At 43.9% G+C, this 20,392-nt stretch carries 21 protein-coding genes; 14 read left to right on the plus strand and 7 right to left on the minus strand.

Features of this window, described 5'->3' with window-relative positions; all coding sequences use genetic code 11:
• Positions 1-40: 40 nt before the first annotated feature.
• The 7 genes from ACUN2T_RS09055 (at position 41) to der (ending at position 7,626) form a co-directional block, all read left to right on the plus strand.
• Positions 41-454 (plus strand): tetratricopeptide repeat protein, encoded by a 414-nt coding sequence (locus ACUN2T_RS09055; RefSeq protein ID WP_445497186.1) that lies wholly within the window; start codon positions 41-43, stop codon positions 452-454.
• A gap of 120 nt (positions 455-574) precedes the next feature.
• Positions 575-1,567: a cytoskeleton protein RodZ gene (rodZ, locus tag ACUN2T_RS09060; RefSeq protein ID WP_445497187.1), complete on the plus strand. Its 993-nt coding sequence runs from the start codon at positions 575-577 to the stop codon at positions 1,565-1,567.
• Positions 1,568-1,636: 69 nt separating this feature from the next.
• Positions 1,637-2,758, plus strand: a complete 1,122-nt coding sequence (ispG, locus tag ACUN2T_RS09065; protein WP_445497188.1) for a flavodoxin-dependent (E)-4-hydroxy-3-methylbut-2-enyl-diphosphate synthase — start codon at positions 1,637-1,639, stop codon at positions 2,756-2,758.
• A gap of 127 nt (positions 2,759-2,885) precedes the next feature.
• On the plus strand, positions 2,886-4,163 hold the full coding sequence (hisS, locus tag ACUN2T_RS09070; protein WP_445497189.1) for a histidine--tRNA ligase: 1,278 nt from the start codon (positions 2,886-2,888) through the stop codon (positions 4,161-4,163).
• Positions 4,164-4,174: 11 nt separating this feature from the next.
• Entirely contained in the window at positions 4,175-4,795 is a 621-nt protein-coding gene (locus ACUN2T_RS09075; protein WP_445497190.1) for a YfgM family protein, read from the plus strand.
• A gap of 13 nt (positions 4,796-4,808) precedes the next feature.
• Positions 4,809-5,981 carry an outer membrane protein assembly factor BamB gene (gene bamB, locus ACUN2T_RS09080; protein ID WP_445497191.1) on the plus strand — a complete coding sequence of 391 codons (1,173 nt, stop codon included), beginning with the start codon at positions 4,809-4,811 and terminating at the stop codon, positions 5,979-5,981.
• A 163-nt stretch (positions 5,982-6,144) separates the two neighbouring features.
• Positions 6,145-7,626 (plus strand): ribosome biogenesis GTPase Der, encoded by a 1,482-nt coding sequence (gene der, locus ACUN2T_RS09085; protein WP_445497192.1) that lies wholly within the window; start codon positions 6,145-6,147, stop codon positions 7,624-7,626.
• 25 nt (positions 7,627-7,651) lie between these two features.
• Here the strand turns inward: der and ACUN2T_RS09090 are convergent, their stop codons facing one another.
• The 3 genes from ACUN2T_RS09090 to hemF form a co-directional block, all read right to left on the minus strand.
• Positions 7,652-7,969: a protealysin inhibitor emfourin gene (locus tag ACUN2T_RS09090; RefSeq protein WP_445497193.1), complete on the minus strand. Its 318-nt coding sequence runs from the start codon at positions 7,967-7,969 to the stop codon at positions 7,652-7,654.
• A 174-nt stretch (positions 7,970-8,143) separates the two neighbouring features.
• Positions 8,144-9,268, minus strand: coding sequence for a metalloprotease PrtS (gene prtS, locus ACUN2T_RS09095; RefSeq protein ID WP_445497194.1), 1,125 nt, complete (start codon positions 9,266-9,268; stop codon positions 8,144-8,146).
• Between the two features lie 232 nt (positions 9,269-9,500).
• Positions 9,501-10,409 (minus strand): oxygen-dependent coproporphyrinogen oxidase, encoded by a 909-nt coding sequence (gene hemF / locus ACUN2T_RS09100; RefSeq protein WP_445497195.1) that lies wholly within the window; start codon positions 10,407-10,409, stop codon positions 9,501-9,503.
• Positions 10,410-10,546: 137 nt separating this feature from the next.
• On the opposite strand from hemF, the gene ACUN2T_RS09105 reads away from it, so the two are divergent.
• Positions 10,547-10,978 (plus strand): GNAT family acetyltransferase, encoded by a 432-nt coding sequence (locus ACUN2T_RS09105; protein ID WP_445497838.1) that lies wholly within the window; start codon positions 10,547-10,549, stop codon positions 10,976-10,978.
• A 39-nt stretch (positions 10,979-11,017) separates the two neighbouring features.
• Here the strand turns inward: ACUN2T_RS09105 and ACUN2T_RS09110 are convergent, their stop codons facing one another.
• The gene (locus ACUN2T_RS09110) at positions 11,018-11,437 is read right to left on the minus strand and encodes a YgiW/YdeI family stress tolerance OB fold protein (protein ID WP_445497196.1); all 420 of its coding nucleotides are present in this window, start codon (positions 11,435-11,437) and stop codon (positions 11,018-11,020) included.
• A 170-nt stretch (positions 11,438-11,607) separates the two neighbouring features.
• Here ACUN2T_RS09110 and ACUN2T_RS09115 point away from each other — a divergent pair, with 170 nt between their 5' ends.
• The 6 genes from ACUN2T_RS09115 (at position 11,608) to cysM (ending at position 17,286) form a co-directional block, all read left to right on the plus strand.
• The gene (locus tag ACUN2T_RS09115) at positions 11,608-12,216 is read left to right on the plus strand and encodes an RpoE-regulated lipoprotein (protein ID WP_445497197.1); all 609 of its coding nucleotides are present in this window, start codon (positions 11,608-11,610) and stop codon (positions 12,214-12,216) included.
• A gap of 245 nt (positions 12,217-12,461) precedes the next feature.
• Positions 12,462-13,484, plus strand: coding sequence for a sulfate ABC transporter substrate-binding protein (locus ACUN2T_RS09120; RefSeq protein ID WP_445497198.1), 1,023 nt, complete (start codon positions 12,462-12,464; stop codon positions 13,482-13,484).
• Positions 13,484-14,317 (plus strand): sulfate/thiosulfate ABC transporter permease CysT, encoded by an 834-nt coding sequence (cysT, locus tag ACUN2T_RS09125; protein ID WP_445497199.1) that lies wholly within the window; start codon positions 13,484-13,486, stop codon positions 14,315-14,317. Before ACUN2T_RS09120 ends, cysT begins: the two co-directional genes overlap by 1 nt.
• Positions 14,317-15,162 carry a sulfate/thiosulfate ABC transporter permease CysW gene (gene cysW, locus ACUN2T_RS09130; protein ID WP_445497200.1) on the plus strand — a complete coding sequence of 282 codons (846 nt, stop codon included), beginning with the start codon at positions 14,317-14,319 and terminating at the stop codon, positions 15,160-15,162. Before cysT ends, cysW begins: the two co-directional genes overlap by 1 nt.
• Positions 15,163-15,176: 14 nt before the next feature.
• Positions 15,177-16,265 carry a sulfate/thiosulfate ABC transporter ATP-binding protein CysA gene (cysA, locus tag ACUN2T_RS09135; protein ID WP_445497201.1) on the plus strand — a complete coding sequence of 363 codons (1,089 nt, stop codon included), beginning with the start codon at positions 15,177-15,179 and terminating at the stop codon, positions 16,263-16,265.
• Between the two features lie 139 nt (positions 16,266-16,404).
• Positions 16,405-17,286, plus strand: a complete 882-nt coding sequence (cysM, locus tag ACUN2T_RS09140; protein ID WP_445497202.1) for a cysteine synthase CysM — start codon at positions 16,405-16,407, stop codon at positions 17,284-17,286.
• A 270-nt stretch (positions 17,287-17,556) separates the two neighbouring features.
• Here cysM and crr read toward each other — a convergent pair whose 3' ends face one another.
• From crr to ptsH, 3 genes are all read right to left on the minus strand, one after another.
• Positions 17,557-18,066: a PTS glucose transporter subunit IIA gene (crr, locus tag ACUN2T_RS09145; RefSeq protein WP_445497203.1), complete on the minus strand. Its 510-nt coding sequence runs from the start codon at positions 18,064-18,066 to the stop codon at positions 17,557-17,559.
• Between the two features lie 48 nt (positions 18,067-18,114).
• Positions 18,115-19,842: a phosphoenolpyruvate-protein phosphotransferase PtsI gene (gene ptsI / locus ACUN2T_RS09150; protein ID WP_445497204.1), complete on the minus strand. Its 1,728-nt coding sequence runs from the start codon at positions 19,840-19,842 to the stop codon at positions 18,115-18,117.
• 184 nt (positions 19,843-20,026) lie between these two features.
• On the minus strand, positions 20,027-20,284 hold the full coding sequence (gene ptsH, locus ACUN2T_RS09155) for a phosphocarrier protein Hpr (RefSeq protein WP_021323875.1): 258 nt from the start codon (positions 20,282-20,284) through the stop codon (positions 20,027-20,029).
• Between the last annotated feature and the right edge of the window lie 108 nt (positions 20,285-20,392).

Here is a 20,392-nt window from a genome sequence, read left to right on the forward strand (position 1 = left end):
TATTGCGACAATTACGTATCCTTGATGAAGTGGGGATGGAATGATACGGAAATCGTTATCGGGAATGCTTATTGCCGTTGTATTACTGGCCGGGTGTTCCAATCAACCGGCAAATGGAAATAAACAGCGAAAAGTCGCAGCAGAAACCCGGATCCAACTGGGAATGGCCTATCTGGCTGAAGGTCATTTACCGGCTGCCAGATATCACTTTGATAAGGTATTACTGGTACAGCCAGACCATTATCAGGCTCAATTAGGTATGGCGTTGTATGAGCAATATTCCGGCCAGCCGGAAGCGGCCCGTCAGCGTTACAAAATGGCGATGCAGTATGCGCCAGGAAATGATACGGTATTGTATCATTACAGCGTTTTTCTCTGTGAGCAGGGGCAGTATGAAGAAGCCAAAATTCTGTTGACCGGGAACCATGCTGACAGGCGTATTTGTTATCAGTGATTTGCCGCTAGTAAAATAGCAAATCTATTTCGCCGCGCAGGCCATTGTATAATGTAAGGATTATAGAAGGGGCCAGCGCGAAGTTTTTCACAACTTGGACAGTACCGCGTCTTCTTGCTAATGAATACTGAAACGACTCCAGAACAAGCTCATTTGACAGCAGGTCAGCTCCTGCGTCAGGCTCGTGAACAGCACGGGCTAACTCAACAGACGGTGGCTGATCGTCTGTGTCTGAAACTTTCCACTATCCGTGATATTGAAGAGGACAATATACCGGCCAATATGGTACCCACTTTCCTGCGTGGTTATGTTCGTTCTTATGCTAAATTGGTACAAATTCCAGAGGCAGAAATTCTGGCGATTCTGGATAAGCATACCCCGGCAAAAACCGCGAAGGTTTCACCAATGCAGAGTTTTTCATTGGGTAAGAAACGTAAAAAACGGGAAAGTTGGTTGATGTGGATTACGTGGCTAATTATTCTGGTAGTGATTAGTCTGACAGGAGCATGGTGGTGGCAAAACCACACCGCTCAACAGAAAGAATTGATTTCGATGGCTGATCAGTCTGCGGTGCAGATTGCTCAGAAAAAAGCCAAGGCGGCGGGTTTATCCACGGAAAGCAACGATCAGGCAACACCGTTGCAGGCCAGTGAGCCGTCATTATCTGCCGCTTCAACCGAAAATTCGGTGAAAGTGAATAAGGCTGATAACAATCGTGGGGAAACGTCTCCGCCTGTAGCATCAGCTCAACATCAGACGGTGGAAACACCTGAAATTCCGCCACAGACTGTTCCATTACCTGCGAATCAGAGTACAGCTCAAATATCGAGGGTGGTGGAAAATACAGCCCCGGCAGTGGCCGTTAGTGATAAATTGGTGATGAATTTCAAAGCATCCTGTTGGTTACAGGTTGCGGATGCTAATGGAAAAATGCTGTTTAGCGGAACTAAACATAAGGGTGATAGCCTGAACCTCTCTGGCTTATTACCTTACCAATTAACTATCGGTGCCCCGACAGCAGTGGATGTGCAGTTTCGGGGGCAAGCCGTTAATTTAAGTAACTTTGTTAAAGCGGGTCGGATTGCGCGTCTTAAAGTACCAGGAACACAATAAATGCCTTTGTAATAGGGCATTGTTGTTCATTTATAAGTAAGCACATGGAAGTACAGGAGAAACACCAGTATGCATAATGAATCGCCGATAAGAAGACGCAAATCTACGCGTATTTATGTAGGAAATGTGCCGGTCGGGGATGGCGCACCCATTGCGGTACAGTCAATGACAAACACACGGACTACAGATGTGGAAGCCACTGTTCAGCAGATTAAATCGCTTGAGCGTGTTGGGGTTGATATTGTCCGTGTATCAATACCAACGATGGACGCGGCAGATGCGTTTAAATTGATTAAGCAACAGGCTAATGTTCCTCTGGTTGCAGATATTCATTTTGATTACCGCATTGCACTTAAAGTTGCAGAGTATGGTGTCGATTGTCTGCGTATTAATCCTGGTAACATCGGCAATGAAGCGCGTATCCGTGAGGTTGTGGCGGCTGCCCGTGACAAAAATATCCCAATCCGTATCGGTGTGAATGGCGGATCACTGGAAAAGGACATTCAGGAAAAATATGGCGAGCCAACTCCAGAAGCCCTGTTGGAGTCCGCTATGCGCCATGTGGATATTCTTGAAAGACTTAATTTCGACCAGTTTAAAATCAGCGTAAAAGCGTCAGATGTATTTCTGGCGGTTGGCGCTTACCGTCTATTAGCTAAGAAGATTGATCAGCCATTACATCTTGGTATCACAGAGGCCGGTGGCGCTCGTGCAGGTTCTGTAAAATCAGCGATTGGCTTGGGTATTCTTCTGTCAGAAGGTATCGGTGATACCCTGCGTATTTCTTTGGCTGCCGATCCGGTCGAAGAAGTTAAAGTGGGTTTTGATATTCTGAAATCATTGCGTATCCGCTCCCGAGGTATTAACTTTATCGCCTGTCCAACCTGTTCTCGTCAGGAATTTGATGTTATCGGCACCGTTAATGCGTTGGAACAACGCTTGGAAGATTTACTCACCCCGATGGATGTTTCGATCATTGGCTGCGTGGTTAACGGACCGGGTGAGGCGGAGGTTTCCACCTTGGGTGTCACTGGTGCCAGAACAAAAAGTGGTTTTTATGAAGACGGAGTGCGGCAGAAAGAGCGTCTTGACAATGCTGATATGATTGATCAACTTGAGGCTAAGATCCGCGCTAAGGCATCAATGCTGGATGAAAATAAGCGTATCGACATAAGTCAACTGGATAAATAATATACCTGACACTGGCTCATTAGTATGATGAGCCAGTGTTGTTTTAGTTTGCTAATTGAAGCTCGTCCGTATTCGCTTCTATAATCAACATCATTTTTGAATTATTAACAGAGAACAGGGATAAGACGTGGCAAAAAATATCCAAGCTATTCGTGGCATGAACGACTACTTGCCAGCAGACACTGCCATCTGGCAGTGTATTGAAAGCACTTTGAAGCGCGTGTTAGCGGGTTATGGTTATAGCGAGATCCGCACACCGATTGTAGAGCAGACCCCGTTATTCAAACGGGCTATTGGGGAAGTGACTGATGTGGTCGAAAAGGAAATGTACACCTTTGATGATCGCAATGGTGAAAGTTTGACCCTGCGCCCTGAAAATACCGCAGGCTGTGTGCGTGCCGGTATTGAACATGGTCTGCTGTACAATCAGGAACAGCGTGTATGGTATTTCGGGCCCATGTTCCGTTATGAGCGTCCACAAAAAGGCCGTTACCGCCAATTCTACCAGTTAGGGGCTGAAGTCTTTGGTCTTCAGGGACCTGATATCGATGCTGAACTTATTTTATTGACTGCCCGCTGGTGGCGTGAGCTCGGTATTTCTGAACATGTGACGCTTGAACTGAATTCGATTGGTTCATTGACAGCGCGGGCCAGTTACCGCGAAGCGCTAGTTGCTTTCCTTGAACAGCATAAAGATAAGCTGGATGAAGATTGCAAACGTCGTATGTACAGCAATCCATTGCGTGTTTTGGATTCAAAAAATTCTGAGGTTCAGCAACTTCTTAATGATGCGCCGGAACTGTTTGATTATCTTGATGCCGAATCAAAGGAACATTTTGACGGCCTGCGTGCGCTTCTTGATGCGGCGGGTATCAAATACCGGATTAACCAGCGTCTGGTTCGTGGTCTGGATTACTATAACCGCACGGTATTTGAATGGGTGACAACGGCTCTGGGGGCTCAGGGGACTGTCTGCGCCGGTGGTCGGTACGATGGGCTGGTTGAACAACTGGGTGGTCGTCCTACTCCTGCTGTGGGTTTTGCGATGGGAATGGAACGTCTGGTTCTGTTGGTGCAGGAAATGAACCCGGCATTTGTGGCGGAGCTATCAGTGGCGGAGGTTTATCTTGCTTCCTTCGGCGAAGGCAGTCAGCAGGCAGCGTTGATTCTGGCTGAACAGATACGTGATGTCTTGCCGCAATTGCGCTTGGTGACTAACCACGGGGGAGGGAACTTTAAGAAGCAATTGGGGCGTGCGGATAAACAAGGCGCTAAAGTTGCGCTGATCTTGGGTGAAGATGAAGTCCGTTCTGGTCAGGCAGCGATTAAAGATTTACGTACAGGCGAACAACAAACGTTGCCGCAAAGCGAAATTGCAGCTCGTTTGGCTGAATTGTTAGGTTAAGGAGAGACTCCGTGGAAGTCTATACCAATGAAAACGAACAAGTTGACGCGATCCGCCGCTTTTTTACCGATAATGGTAAGGCGTTGGTTTTCGGGCTGGTGCTGGGCGCTGGCGCGCTAATTGGCTGGCGTTATTGGCAATCTCATCAGATAAATCAATTGCAGGGCAGTGCGGAAGCTTTTGAACAGGTAAATCGTGAATTAATTTCCGGTGCAAAAGAGAGTTATGCCGCCGCTGAGAAGTTTGCCGCTGAAACTAACAATAGTTATGGCGTGATGGCTCATATGCATTTGGCTCAACTTGCGGTTGAAAAGAATGAGCTCGCCAAAGCGGATCAATTTTTATCTGTGGCTGTTAGTCAGACAAAAAATGAAGATTTGCAGGCTCTGGCTAATATTCGTTTAGCTAGGGTTCAATTAGCGGAAGATAAAGCGGATGCCGCATTGAAAACACTGGAACAAGTGAAAGGTTCCGGTTGGGTTGCTGTGGCAGAGGATATCCGTGGCGATGCGCTGTTGAAAAAAGGTGATATTGCGGGGGCTCGTGCAGCTTATACCAAAGGTCTGGGATCAGACTCACCGCAGGCGATTAAATCGATGTTAAATCTTAAATTGAATAATTTATCCAGCTAAGGGGATCCTTTCAATGCAGTTGCGTAAAACACTCTTGGTTGGTCTGGTTACTTCTGTTCTGTTAGCGGGTTGTTCAAGTGAGCAGGACACAGTGACTATGTCACCGTTGCCACAGGTTGAGAATCAATTTAGCCCAAGTGTTGTCTGGGATAAATCTGTAGGTGATGGTGTTGGGCGTTATTACTCTCACTTGGCACCAACCTGGCAGGGTTCTGTTGTCTATGTCGCTGATCGTCATGGCATCGTTAAGGCGCTGGACATTGATAGCGGCAAAGAGATGTGGGCGGTAAATTTGGCTGAAAAAGCCGGTTTTCTCTCTTCCCGTATTCCTGCGTTGCTTTCTGGCGGCCTGACCGTTTCTGGGAATCATTTATATGTTGGCACTGAACGGGCCAAAGTCATCGCGCTGAATACCGAAGACGGCCAGATTGCCTGGGAATCTGAAGTTGCCGGAGAAGCGTTGTCGCGTCCGGTGGTGAGTGATGGCCTGGTGCTGATTCATACCAGTAACGGCATGTTGCAGGCATTGAATGAGTCAGATGGAAAAGTACAGTGGTCCGTTAATATGGATACCCCATCATTATCGTTGCGTGGTGAGTCAGCTCCGGCTGCGGCTTATGGTGCCGCGATCGTGGGGGGAGATAATGGCCGTGTTAACGCAGTGCTGATTTCTCAGGGTCAACTGATTTGGCAGCAACGTATTTCTCAGGTAAGCAGCTCGACAGAAATCGGTCGCCTTAATGATGTTGATACAACACCGGTTATTTCTGAAGGCGTGATATATGCGATAGCCTATAATGGTAATCTGGTGGCGCTTGACATGCGTTCAGGTCAGATCCTCTGGAAGCGTGATTTGGGTTCAGTGAACGAAATGGTTGTTTCTGGTGATCGTATTTACATTGTTGATCAAAACGATCGGGTTATGAGCTTGCGTCAAAGTGATGGTGTCACGCTGTGGACTCAGACAAAATTACAACACCGCAACTTGACGGCACCTGAAATGTATAATGGCTATCTGGTTGTTGGTGATAGTGAAGGCTATTTGCATTGGCTAAATATGGATGACGGTAAGTTTGTTGCTCAACATAAAGTTGATAGCTCCGGCTTAATGAGCCGTCCGGTTGTTGCCAGTGATAAGCTGATGGTACAGGCGAAAGACGGTACGGTTTACCTGTTTACCCGTTGAATATTGCTGACTGTTTGCTTCCCGGAAATAGAGAATAAAGAGTTGTTATAATCCTACGGCTCCTGAAAAGAACAGGAGCCGTTTCGTCTTTTTAGTGTTTTGTTGCGGCTAACGATGAGTAGCAAAATACTGATTTTCAAATTTAGTCATGAGGCATCAACAAATGACACCTGTCGTCGCTCTGGTAGGGCGCCCAAATGTGGGTAAGTCCACGTTATTTAACCGTTTAACCCGTACAAGAGATGCGCTGGTAGCGGATTTTCCAGGTCTGACCCGCGATCGCAAATATGGTCGGGCCGAAGTCGAAGGACAGGAATTTATCATCATTGATACCGGTGGTATTGATGGTACCGAAGATGGTGTTGAAACCCATATGGCGGCACAATCTTTGATGGCGATTGAAGAAGCCGATATTGTTCTGTTTATGGTAGATGCTCGTGCCGGGCTGATGCCGGCAGACCACGCTATAGCAAAACACCTGCGTAGCCGTGAAAAAGCCACTTTTTTGGTGGCGAATAAAACCGATGGTATTGATATTGATACATCCGTAGCTGAATTTTATTCGCTTGGATTGGGTGATATATATTCCATCGCCGCTTCTCATGGTCGTGGTGTCACCCAACTTATCGAACGGTCATTGCTGCCTTTCTCCGGTAAAGGTGAGGAAGAAGAGGTTGAGCTGACTGAGGAAGAAGCCAACGCAGCCTATTGGGCCGAGCAGGAACAGAATGAAGTAGAAATGGCGGAAGAGGAAGATGATTTTGATCCATTAACGCTGCCATTAAAATTAGCTATTGTTGGCAGGCCGAACGTCGGTAAATCTACCTTGACGAACCGTATCTTAGGTGAAGAAAGGGTTGTGGTTTATGACATGCCGGGCACTACCCGTGACAGTATTTATATTCCTATGGAGCGTGATGGGCGCGAATATATCCTGATTGATACTGCGGGTGTGCGTAAGCGGGGTAAGGTGACTGAGACGGTTGAAAAATTCTCAGTCATCAAAACCCTTAAGGCGATTGAAGATGCTAACGTTGTATTACTCGTGATCGATGCCCGTGAAGGCATTTCCGATCAGGATTTGTCGTTGTTGGGTTTTATTCTTAATAGCGGGCGCTCATTGGTTATTGCGGTCAATAAATGGGACGGAATGTCGCAGGAAGATAAAGAGCAAGTGAAAGAAATGCTTGATTATCGTCTTGGTTTTGTTGACTTTGCCAGAGTGCATTTTATCTCCGCTTTACATGGCAGTGGTGTGGGTAACTTGTTTGACTCGATTCTTGAGGCTTATGACTGCGCGACTCGCCGGGTAAATACTGCACTGCTAACCCGTATCATGCGTATGGCTGAAGAAGATCATCAACCACCGATGATCCGTGGGCGCAGGGTAAAAATGAAATATGCACATGCTGGCGGTTATAACCCCCCCATTGTGGTGATCCATGGTAATCAGGTAGCTAATTTACCTGATGCTTATAAGCGTTATCTGATGAACTATTTCCGTCGGTCTTTGAAAGTGATGGGGACACCTATTCGGATTCAGTTTAAAGAAGGGGCAAATCCTTTTGCTGACAAACGTAATACTTTGACACCAAATCAAATGCGTAAACGTAAGCGTCTGATGGCTCATCTGAAAAAGCGTTAATTCTAATAAAGAAAGGGGGTGGTGATTAACCACCCTTTTTGCTGGTATCCCATATTTGAGTCATTATTTCTGGTGCATCTAACTCTGGAAATGTGAAGTGATATTCTTCGTTTTCAGTGATGATGCAGAGCAGATAATAATGTTGGTCAGGACATGGTGATAGTGGCATAGAATCAGAAAAATTCTGTTCTATAGCCTGAACAAATAGTTGTTTCTGGTGAGGAGACAGTGATTGTAAATTCACTGTTTTATCTTGGCTAAGGCCAGGTGTAGCAGCAAATCCTCCTTGCAGGGAAATCGTGATTTTACTATCAGTTGCGAGTTCGATGATTTTATTGTTCATGATATACCAGTTTTACACGGTTATTTTTCACGTTTCTACAGTATAGCGTGAAATTCGGTGTTAACAATTTTAATACCTTTCGTTCGCTATCTTTTTTTATTAATAGGGTCTGTCAGGTTAGGTATTACAAATAATAGAATATCGCTGGTATTAAACCAGCGATATGTTTATAGATTAAACTTTAGTTTCTCCCTTGTCTTCTTTCTTATCTTCTTTCTTATCTTCTTTTTTGTCTTCCTTCACTTCCACTTTAATACCTACTTCTTTCCAACTGTCTATAGTGGCTTTCTCAACATCCTCATCAAATAAATCACGAGCATGTTTAACGGTTAACTTGGCAAAGGATAAGAAGGTAGTATCGCGTGCAAGATCTTTATCCAGCAGTGTGCTGTACCATATCTTTCCTGCTTTTTCCCAAGCATATCCGCCTAATTTTATCGCGAGATTATAAAAGGCTTTATTAGGAATACCTGAGTTAACATGAACACCACCATTGTCCCTATAAATAGGATAGTCTTTAAAATCGTCCATATGACCAGGCTGAGGATCTTTACCAAGAAGAGGATCATCATATGCCGTTCCAGGTTCTTTCATTGAACGAATCCCTACACCTTTAATACCTTTGGCCAGTAATTCTTCCCCTACAACCCAGCTTGCTTCATCAGCTTTCTGTTTTAGATAATGTTGCCTTACCAGTGAGCCAAAGACGTCGGCAATTGATTCATTCAATGCGCCGGACTGGAAGAAATAGACCAAATCTGCTGTTTTTTCGATAACACCATGAGATAATTCATGACCAATTACATCGATAGATGTGGTGAAGTTATTGAAAACCTTACCGTCACCATCACCAAACACCATTTGTCCTCTGCCCCAATACGCATTCATGTATTCTTTGCCGAAATGCACGGTGGCAATCAATTTCATTCCTTTATCATCTAATGAATTGCGATTAAAAACTTCTTTGTAGAAATTGTAAGTTGCTTCCAGATATTTATATGCGTTATCAACGGCTACGTCGCCATTATCTGGTTCACCTTCATCTCGTACTAAAGTTCCGGGTAACTTGGTTTCATTTTTTGCATCGTAAATACTGCGATGTATAGTATCGTTGACAACTTCATCATCAGTATTATCAATAGAGTCTGATGTTTTAATAACATTATCCAACATTAAACTTTGGGTATGATTTAAGGTCATTAGTACGTTATGTTTTTCACTTTCACTGTTATTTTTATAAATATTTTGAAGAATGTACGGTGGTATTAAACCTTTATAGTTATTGTTTTGTATTTGCATAAAATATCTCCTGGAATAAATTATTAGTTATTAATTAGAGGTACTCTTTAAGTACATTTTCATATTAAACACGTTTCCATCGGATAGTCATCAGGGCCAACCTGCTTCTTTTATGTTAAAGGATTGTTAATAAATTGTTATGTGATTTGTATGCGGGATTTCTGTATTAGCCGTATTAAAAATATAAATAGTTAGGAATAATTTTTTATAATATTCCTAACATGATAAAAAATCATATCCAGTTTTTTATTGGCAGAAAGTCAGTATATAAAGCAGCTTCCGCAGATCCTGGCTCAGGGTGATAGTCATATTCCCAACGTACTAATGGTGGCATGGACATTAAGATAGACTCTGTGCGTCCGCCACTTTGTAATCCAAATAAGGTTCCTCTGTCCAAAACCAGGTTAAATTCAACATAACGACCACGGCGATATAATTGAAATTGTCGTTCACGTTCACTCCATAATATGTTCTTCCTTTTTTCCATAATAGGTAGATAAGCGGAAAGAAAACCTTTACCTATATCCTGAGTAAAGTGAAAACAATGATCAAAATCAGGCGTATTTAAATCATCAAAAAATAATCCACCAATTCCACGAGCTTCATTGCGATGTTTAATATAGAAATAATCATCACACCATTTTTTGTATGTTGGGTAGAGATCTTCTCCATATGGTTGACATATATTTCTGGCGGTAGTGTGCCAGTGAATAACATCTTCTTCAAAACCATAATAAGGTGTTAAATCAAAACCTCCACCGAACCACCATACTGGTGTTTCACCTTCTTTTTCCGCAATAAAAAACCGGACATTAGCGTGGCTGGTTGGGATATAGGGATTTAAAGGATGAATAACCAGAGAGACTCCCATGGCCTGATAATTACGGCCGGCCAATTCAGGGCGATGGGCTGTTGCTGATGAGGGAAGCATGGCTCCTGATACATGGGAAAAATTAGCGCCGGTTTGTTCGAATATAGCGCCTTCTTTCATAATTCGGCTGCGGCCACCACCACCGTCTTCCCGTTGCCAGCATTGTTCAATAAATTTCCCTTTGCCATCTGCCTGTTCCAGTTGCTGGCAAATTTCATTCTGTAATGAAAGGAAAAAAGATTTAATCTTATTGACATTTGGTGTGTTCATGATTCTTTTCTCATTATAATGCAGTGATTGCTATATTATACCTATTGGTGATAGAGAACACATTTTCGTATTGATTCCGGTGCTAAAGCGAAGATAATGTGAAAATGGTTATTTCAATAAAAACAGGTTGGTTAGGGATGGAAATTCGGGTATTTCGACAAGATGATTTTGAAGCCGTGATCACCTTATGGGAACGCTGCGATTTACTTAATCCTGGTGTTGATCCTGAGATGGATATTGAGCGTAAGCTGACCCATGATCCTGACCTGTTTTTAGTCGCGGAAGTGGCGGGTGAAGTGGTTGGGACTGTTATGGGGGGTTATGACGGTCACCGTGGTTCGGCTTATTATTTGGGGGTCCATCCTGAATTTAGGGGCCGGGGGATTGCAAATGCATTAATTGCCCGATTGGAAAAGAAGTTGATTGCCCGTGGCTGTCCGAAAATAATTTTTATTGTGCCTGAGGATAACGATGCCACTCTCTATATGTGCGAAAAGTTGGAATACGAAGATTGCCATCAGGAGAGCGTTATTTTCAGCAAGCGTCTGATTATTGATCAGGAGTATTGAGTTGTGCGGCTGAATGGGTATCATTCAGCCACAAAATCATTAGTGCAATTTAGTCACTTTTTTCACATCAACTGTCACAGAACTCCACTCTTTATCAACTTCACCCTCAATGCGGACTTTATCCTGAGGTGTTATTGTTTGACCATTCCAGTATTTATGATCAATTTCGACTTCAATAACTCCTGCGTTATCACGGAATATGAAGTGATCACCACGGATACGGGATTCGATATTTCCTTCCAGCACGACCCAACTGTCATCCCACATATTTTTAACTTGTTCAGTGGTTGAAATTCTTACATTGTTATCGATAAAACCACCTAGTGGTGCTGCCTGGGTTTGAGGCTGGGTAGCATTTGGACCAGAAAAACCACCAGATTGCATATGTGTGGTTTGGGCTGTTAATGGTGTACTGAATAAAGCAATCAGGGTGACGGTTGCAAATGTTTTTTTCATCATATTGATCTCATATATGGTGACTTATTTTTAGAAAAGCAGTATACCGGCAAGCGATATTTAATCAATGTGATATTCACTCATTGTTAATAATTTAAACTGTTCTCTGAAACTAACAATCGTGGTGTGATGTCTCAGTATTCATTTCTGTATTTAATCAAAAGGAGCCAGTTATGCAGGAGTTTTCTTTAGCTAACATTTTGTCAGGATTACGTTTTGCTACAATAGGTTGTTCATTGTTATTGGCCGGTTGTGCGGGCTCATCTGGTTTTTCATGGTCGAGTTTGTCGCCTTTTAGCTGGTTTGGTGGCTCGTTAAAAATCTCAGCTCAAGGGGTTGGGGAAATAAATAGTCTGACAGCAATGAATAAGGATGCGATAGATAAAGGGTTAGATGGGAAGTACCACTTACGCAGTGGTATGGAAACGAAAAATGGTCAGTTAATGACGGTATTTCAAGCGATGGAGGGTGATCAACTGAAAATAGAACTTTTTGGTCAGGCAGATGGAAAAGTCAGCGGTATTGACGTGTTGGATAAAGATATTGAAACCGTCTGGGGGACAAAGATCGGTACATCATTCTCGGCGCTTTATAACCGGGCATTTGATGCTTGCCGAAATACGGCGAGTGAATCGGAGAAGAGGGCAGTTATCTGCGTATCTCCGCAGAGCAAAAATGTCAGTTATCTGTTTACAGGCAACTGGAATGGTCCGGAAGGTTTGATTCCCTCTGATGATGCTTTGAAAAACTGGAAAGTGGAGCGTATCGTTTGGAAGCAGTGAAAAGCCATTTCTGAGTGAAAGCACAAACTGAGTCCGTTTGGGGAATTTGATGTGTTTCTTGCGGAGCCATAACAGGCCCGCATTTTCAATTAAAAACCTGGCTATTCCTGCCAGCTTATTGCGTTTCATACTTTCTAATTGCAATTTAGTATATTAAACGGCGATAGTTATCTACCCTGTTATAAATAAACTGGATACATTAGTCACCGGAGCGTTATTTGATGAAATAACGGATAAGGTGAGAAATGAAAAAGTATTCAGTAAACAATAAAATACTAAACGGACTGGTAGCCGTAACTTTATTGGGCAGTAGTAATGCCTTTGCTGTAGCGTTGTTAAACAGCTCTTATGACGTTGCGCGTGAGCTATTTTCTACCCTTAATCCTGAATTTGAAAAACAGTGGAATGAGCAGCATCCACAGAACAAATTGATAATCAAACAATCCCACGCAGGCTCATCCAAACAAGCGTTGGCAATTCTTCAGGGATTGCGGGCTGATGTGGTGACTTACAATCAGGTGACAGATGTGCAAATTTTGCATGATCGGGGCGATCTGATACCTGCTGATTGGCAGAGCCGTCTGCCAAATAATAGTTCACCTTACTATTCCACAATGGCATTTCTGGTACGTAAAGGTAATCCCAAAAATATTCGTAATTGGAATGACTTCGTACGTAAAGATGTCAAATTAGTCTTCCCGAACCCTAAGACTTCCGGTAATGGCCGTTACACCTATTTGGCTGCCTGGGGAGCGATTCAACAGGAGAATGGCGGGGATCAGGGTAAAACCCGTGAATGGATGAAACATTTCCTGAAAAATGTCACCGTGTTTGATACCGGAGGTCGCGGTGCCACGACTTCATTTATTGAACGTGGTTTGGGTGATGTACTGATAAGTTTTGAATCTGAAGTAAGTAACATCCGTAAACAATATGGTGACGACAAATATGAAGTGATTGTCCCGTCAATAGGTATTCTGGCGGAATTCCCTGTTGCCTGGGTTGATAAGAATATTGTGCGAAACGGCACTGAGGAAGCGGCGAAAGCTTATCTGAATTATCTCTATAGTCCACAGGCACAGCAGATCATCACTGGCTTTAATTATCGTGTCAGCGATAAAAAAGTGATGGATCAGCAAAAAGCGCGTTTTCCAGAAACGAAATTATTCCGGCTGGAAGATCAGTTTGGTGGTTGGCCACAAGTGATGAAAACTCACTTCAATACTGGCGGCACACTGGATCAATTGCTGGCGGAAGGGAACAAGTAATGTTTGCGGTATCCAGTAAGCGAGTATTGCCTGGTTTTGGACTGAGTTTAGGGAGCAGTTTGTTCTATACCTGCTTGATTTTACTATTGCCCCTGAGTGCATTGGTTGTGCAGCTTTCCAGTATGACCTGGGAACAGTATTGGCAGGTTATTGCTAATCCCCAGGTAGTGGCGGCTTACAAAGTGACATTGCTGGCGGCAGCGGTTGCCAGTTTGTTCAATGCGGTGTTTGGTATGCTGATGGCATGGGTCTTAACCCGTTATCGTTTCCCAGGCCGTAGCTTATTGGATGGCTTGATGGATCTCCCTTTTGCGTTGCCTACTGCGGTAGCCGGGTTGACACTGGCAACGCTGTTCTCTGCTACAGGTTGGTATGGTTCACTTCTTGGGCACTTTGATGTGAAAGTGGTGAATACCTGGCTGGGCATTGCGGTGGCAATGGCGTTTACCAGTCTGCCATTTGTGGTGAGAACTATTCAGCCAGTCCTTGAAGAGTTGGGGCCGGAGTATGAAGAAGCGGCTCAGACATTAGGTGCCAGCCGATGGCAAACCTTCTGGCGTGTAATCATGCCGGAATTATCTCCGGCTTTAATTGCCGGCACCGCACTCTCTTTTACCCGCAGCTTGGGGGAGTTTGGTGCAGTGATCTTTATTGCAGGTAATATCGCATGGCAGACAGAAGTGGTATCGCTGATGATTTTCATCCGCTTGCAGGAGTTTGATTATCCGGCTGCCAGTGCTATTGCATCGGTCATATTGGCGGTATCCCTGATATTACTGTTTAGCATTAATACCTTGCAAAGCCGCTTTGGTAAGCGGATTGGAGGGCATTAATGGCTGAACTGTCTCAATTTTCTATTGCACAACGACCGCCTGTAAATTGGGGGAAATGGGGGCTTATCACGACAGGAGTACTATTTTCGGTCTTGCTGTTAGTGATACCAATTGTGTGGATATTTATGACCGCTTTTTCTAAAGGAATTGGGGTGGTCACTCAGAACCTTTTAGATCCTGACATGCTGCATGCCATCTGGTTAACGGTACTGATTGCATTGATCACTGTTCCGGTAAACCTGATTTTTGGCGTGATGATTGCCTGGTTGGTGACACGTTTTCAGTTTCCGGGACGGCAATGTTTGCTGACGTTGATCGATATCCCGTTTGCAGTGTCGCCGGTAGTGGCGGGTTTGCTTTATCTGCTGTTTTATGGCTCGAATGGCTGGGCAGGAAGTTTGCTGGAACCCTATGACATTCAACTGATGTTTTCCTGGTCGGGCATGGTGTTGGTGACGGTATTTGTGACTTGCCCGTTTGTTGTCCGGGAGTTGGTGCCAATGATGCTTAGTCAGGGAAGCCAGGAAGATGAAGCGGCAATATTGTTGGGGGCGTCTGGTTGGAAAATGTTTTGGCGGGTGACATTACCCAATATCCGCTGGGCGTTATTATATGGTGTGGTTTTGACCAATGCCCGGGCAATTGGCGAATTTGGTGCTGTGTCAGTGGTATCCGGTGCGATTCGTGGTGAAACTTATACATTGCCGTTGCAGGTTGAATTATTGCATCAAGATTACAACACCGTAGGGGCATTTACTGCGGCGGCATTGCTGGCGTTGATGGCAATGATCACATTGGTTGTTAAAAGTGCTTTGCAGTGGCGGTTAAGTCGCCAGCATGGTTAAGGTAGGAGCACAATATGAGTATTGAAATTAATAATATCAGTAAATGTTTTGGTCGGACTCAAGTTCTGAGCGATATCACTCTGAATATTTTTTCCGGGGAAATGGTCGCTCTGCTTGGCCCGTCAGGCTCCGGTAAAACAACTTTGTTAAGGATTATTGCTGGGCTGGAACAACAGACTGCGGGGAAGCTGAGTTTCCATGGGCAGGATGTGAGTCGCATGCATGCCAAAGATCGTCAGGTTGGATTTGTCTTTCAGCATTATGCGTTGTTCCGGCATATGACCGTATTCGATAATGTTGCTTTCGGGTTAACAGTGTTGCCACGCCGTAAGCGTCCTGATACGGTGGCTATCCGCCGTAAGGTTATGGAATTGCTGGAAATGGTGCAATTGACTCATCTTGCTGAACGCTATCCATCACAGCTTTCGGGTGGACAAAAACAGCGGGTAGCATTGGCGAGGGCATTGGCTGTTGAACCACAAATTCTGTTATTGGATGAGCCATTTGGTGCACTGGACGCGCAGGTAAGGATGGAACTACGCCGCTGGTTACGGAGGCTTCATGAAGAACTGAAATTTACTAGTGTCTTTGTGACTCATGATCAGGAAGAAGCTATGGAAGTGGCTGATCGGGTTGTTGTTATGAGCCAGGGGAATATTGAACAGGTAGGTACGCCACAAGAGGTATGGCGCTATCCGGCCAGCCGTTTTGTGATGGAATTCCTTGGTGAGGTTAACCATCTTCGTGGTGAGATTAAAGGATCTCAGCTTTTGATTGGCGGGCAACATCTGCCGCTTAAGGTGACACCAATCCATCAGGGGAATGTTGATGTATTCCTGCGTCCGTGGGACGTCATGATGAATTTGCAACCTACACCATCCAGTCCACTGCCTGTACAGGTGAAAGAGGTTAGTCCTCGGGGGCATTTCTGGCAGCTTTCCGTCCAGCCTCTGGGTTGGCATCAGGAACCGGTTGCTATTATTTGGTTCGATGAAACGTCAGTACCGATAAGAGGAAGCCGTTATTTTATTGGTGGTACTGAAGCCCGTTTATATGCGGGTGATAAACAGTTGCAAACCTTTAGCTTAGCTCAGACTGCCTGACAATGATTTAAATTTTGGTTGGTACCATTTGCTCACCTCCTTATCGCCTGGGGATGGGCATTTTTTATTTGAAAGTCTTGCGATATATTTCTGAATATGGTTATTTCGCTGTTCTATTAAATAAAAATAGGTAATAGCTGTGGTAAGGTTGGAACATTTTATAGGCAACACTCCGCTGGTAAAACTACAACGAATGGCTGATAAGTTGGGTGTGGAAATATGGGTAAAACTTGAAGGTAATAATCCGGCAGGTTCAATAAAAGACAGGGCTGCGCTGTCAATGATTCAGCAGGCTGAATTGCGGGGTGAAATTTCTCCAGGTGACGTATTGATTGAAGCTACCAGTGGAAATACAGGTATTGCGTTGTCAATGATTGCCGCAGTAAAAGGTTATCACCTTAAATTACTGATGCCTGATAATATGAGCCTTGAACGTCAGGCTTCTATGCGCGCTTATGGTGCGGAGCTTATTTTGGTGAGTAGAAATGTGGGCATGGAAGGCGCACGTGATTTAGCTCAGCAAATGGAGCGTAATGGTGAAGGTAAAGTTCTTGATCAATTCAATAACCCAGACAATCCCTTAGCCCACTTTACGACTACCGGCCCGGAAATTTGGCAGCAAACAAAAGGACGCATTACGCATTTTGTTTCCAGTATGGGAACCACGGGGACAATTACTGGTGTTAGCCGCTATTTAAAAAGCCAGGATAACCGTGTTCAGGTTGTTGGCTTACAGCCAGCTGAGAACAGCCATATTCCCGGTATTCGCCGTTGGTCGCCAGCTTATCTGCCCGGCATTTTTCGAAAGGAGCTGGTGGACCAAGTGTTGGATATCACGCAGGAAGAAGCTGAAGAGACTATGCGTTTGTTAGCTCACAAAGAAGGGATTTTTTGTGGAGTCAGTTCTGGCGGCGCTGTTGCCGGTGCATTAAAAATTGCGGTACAGAAGCCGGGTTCTGTCATTGTTGCAATTATTTGCGACCGTGGTGACAGATATCTTTCTACTGGAGTATTTAATTAATTTGGTTATAAGATGCCAGCAAGTATCGTTATGAATTTACAACAATGGCTGAAAAGAGGGGACAGCAGAGAGCCTTGGCGCTGTTGTGTTGGCAGATATCAAAAGTAGTCATTCAACGCGAGTAGAGCAAAATAGCGGTAGGCTCTGCTCACACTACCCGATTTCTGAATGCAAAGATGGTATAAATCGAATAACGGAATGAAAAAACAGCCGTTGTTGTCGGCCGTTTTTTTAATACGAAAAAAGGGTATTGTGGTAGTTAAAATATTGCTACTTTTTAATACGCATAATGAGTGTTTCACCAACAGTGACAGAACCGCTCAGTTTGGACAATTCTTTAATTTCATCCATGTTGGAAATAACAACAGGTGTCAGGGTTGATTTTGCTTTTTCTTCAAGGAGTTTAAGATCAAACTCCAAAACTAAATCACCTTTTTGGACACGCTGACCTTCTTCAGCAATGCGCTTAAAGCCTTCTCCTTTAAGCTCAACCGTATCAATACCAAAGTGGACAAATAGCTCAATACCGCTGTCCGATTCGATAGAAAACGCATGGTTGGTTTCAAATATTTTACCGATCGTCCCATCAACTGGTGCAACTATCTTACTGCCGGTAGGTTTTATAGCGATACCATCGCCGACAATTTTCTCGGCGAAAACAACATCTGGAACATCTTCAATATTGACAATCTCACCAGATAAAGGTGCGATAATTTCAATAGTGCCGCTGTTTTTTTTATCATCTGAAACTAGAGATTTCAGTTTATCAAACAGACCCATGAATCTTCTCCTAATTGTTTATACTGGACCGCGTTTTAACCGATATTGTTAGCAAAGTGTTTTTTCTTTGATAAATGTATCAACCAATTCCATCAACCCCTGAGCGGTAGACTGAGAAAGGGCTTGTTCAGCCAGCGCTTTGGCATCTTCGTAACGCGTATTACGAATGATTTTCTTAATGCGGGGAATAGAAATCGCACTCATACTAAACTCATCCAGCCCCATACCTAATAACAACAGTGTAGCACGTTCATCACCTGCAAGCTCGCCACACATCCCCGTCCATTTACCTTCAGCATGTGAAGCGTCAATGGTTTGCTTAATCAGGCTCAATACTGCTGGTAGCATCGGGTTATAAAGATGAGAAATCAATTCGTTACCGCGGTCTACAGCAAGAGTATACTGAGTTAGATCGTTTGTCCCAATACTGAAAAAATCAACTTCTTTTGCCAGGTGACGAGCAATGACTGCTGAGGCGGGTGTTTCTACCATCACACCGACTTCAATTGCTTCATCGAATTTTTTACCTTCTTCACGAAGTTGGCCTTTCAGCAATTCAAGTTCTGCTTTCAGTTGTAGTACTTCTTCTACAGAAATAATCATTGGAAACATAATACGTAATTTACCGAAAGCAGACGCACGTAAAATAGCACGTAACTGAGAATGTAAGATCTCTTTTCGATCAAGGCAAATACGAATTGCACGCCAACCAAGGAATGGATTCTCTTCTTTCGGTAGATTCATATAGGGCAGATTTTTATCACCGCCGATATCCATAGTACGTATAATAACCGCCTGGCTGCCCATTGCTTCGGTAACGGCTTTATAAGCTTGGAATTGTTCTTCCTCTGTTGGCAGTGCATCACGATCCATAAATAGAAATTCTGTACGGTATAAACCGATACCCTCGGCACCATTGCGTTCAGCGCCAGTAACATCTCGGACGGTACCGATATTGGCACAGACTTCAACCTGATGACCATCAAGAGTTATTGCAGGCAGATCTTTCAGTTTTGCAAGTTCAGCTTTTTCTGCCAGATATTCGTTTTTGGTTTTTTTTAGCTGTTCAATTTTTGTATCAGATGGATTGATATAAATATGGTTATTTACCGCGTCCAAGATCAGGTAATCACCATTTTGGATTGCTGCTGTTGAATGGGTGGTACCAACGATCGCTGGAAGTTCAAGAGAACGGGCCATGATTGAGGTATGGGAGGTACGACCACCTAAATCGGTAATGAAACCAAGAACTTTTTCCAGATTGAGTTGCGCAGTTTCAGATGGGGTTAAATCATTGGCGACCAAAATAACTTCTTCTGAAATCGAGCCAAGATCGACAATGGATATACCCAGAATGTTTTTCAGCAAGCGTTTACCGATATCACGCACGTCGGTGGCACGTTCTTTCAGGTATTCATCATCCAATTCTTCAAGGGCTTGGGCCTGAGTTTCAATCACGGAATAAACCGCAGCATCTGCGGCTTTGAAATCGTTTTTGATTAACGAAATAATTTCTTGCTCAAGTTCTTCATCTTCCAGCAGCATGATATGCCCTTCGAAGATTTCCGCTTTTTCTTCTCCGAGGTTTTTTGCCGCTATATTTTTGATTATTTCTAACTGAGATGAGGCTTTTTCACGACCTAGTTTGAAATGGGAAATTTCCTGTTCGACTTGTTCTTGACTGATTTTTTTCTGATTGATAATAATGGGGTCTTCTTTCAGTAATAATGCCTTACCGAAAGCGATGCCTGGTGATACTAATATGCCTGAAATCATGATGTTACCTAACTACTAATAATTATTTTTTAAAGAGCCAGCCCGCAGATGGTTTGCTGTTTTAGGAAATGCATTTAAACTGACATCCCCGGATAAGAATCTATCCAGGGATGTGGAGCGGCTAAGTGAATATCAGTTTATTCACAATCTCTGAATCTTGACTGGCGTTGTGGTCAACGGAAGGTTATTCCAGTTCTGCCATCAATTTAACCAGATGTTCAATCGCTTTTTGCTCATCTTCGCCTTCAGCAGAGATGGTCACAACCGTGCCTTGAGTTAGTCCTAAAGTTTGTAGCTTAAACAAGCTTTTCGCACTGGCTGTTTTGCCACCGGAAGTCAGTGTAATGTCGGAAGAGAAACTTTTTGCTTCTTTAACAAACTGTGCAGCGGGACGGGTATGTAGGCCATTTGGCGCAGTAATAGTGACTTCTTGCTGGAACATGACGTTTCCTCAATAACTTAGATTTTTGCTATGTAAGTTAAAAAATTGTAATAAACAAATCTTAACTTGAGTATTCATTAACTGCCTATCCCAGTAGGGCGCATTTAT

This window comes from Photorhabdus machadonis, assembly GCF_052657765.1.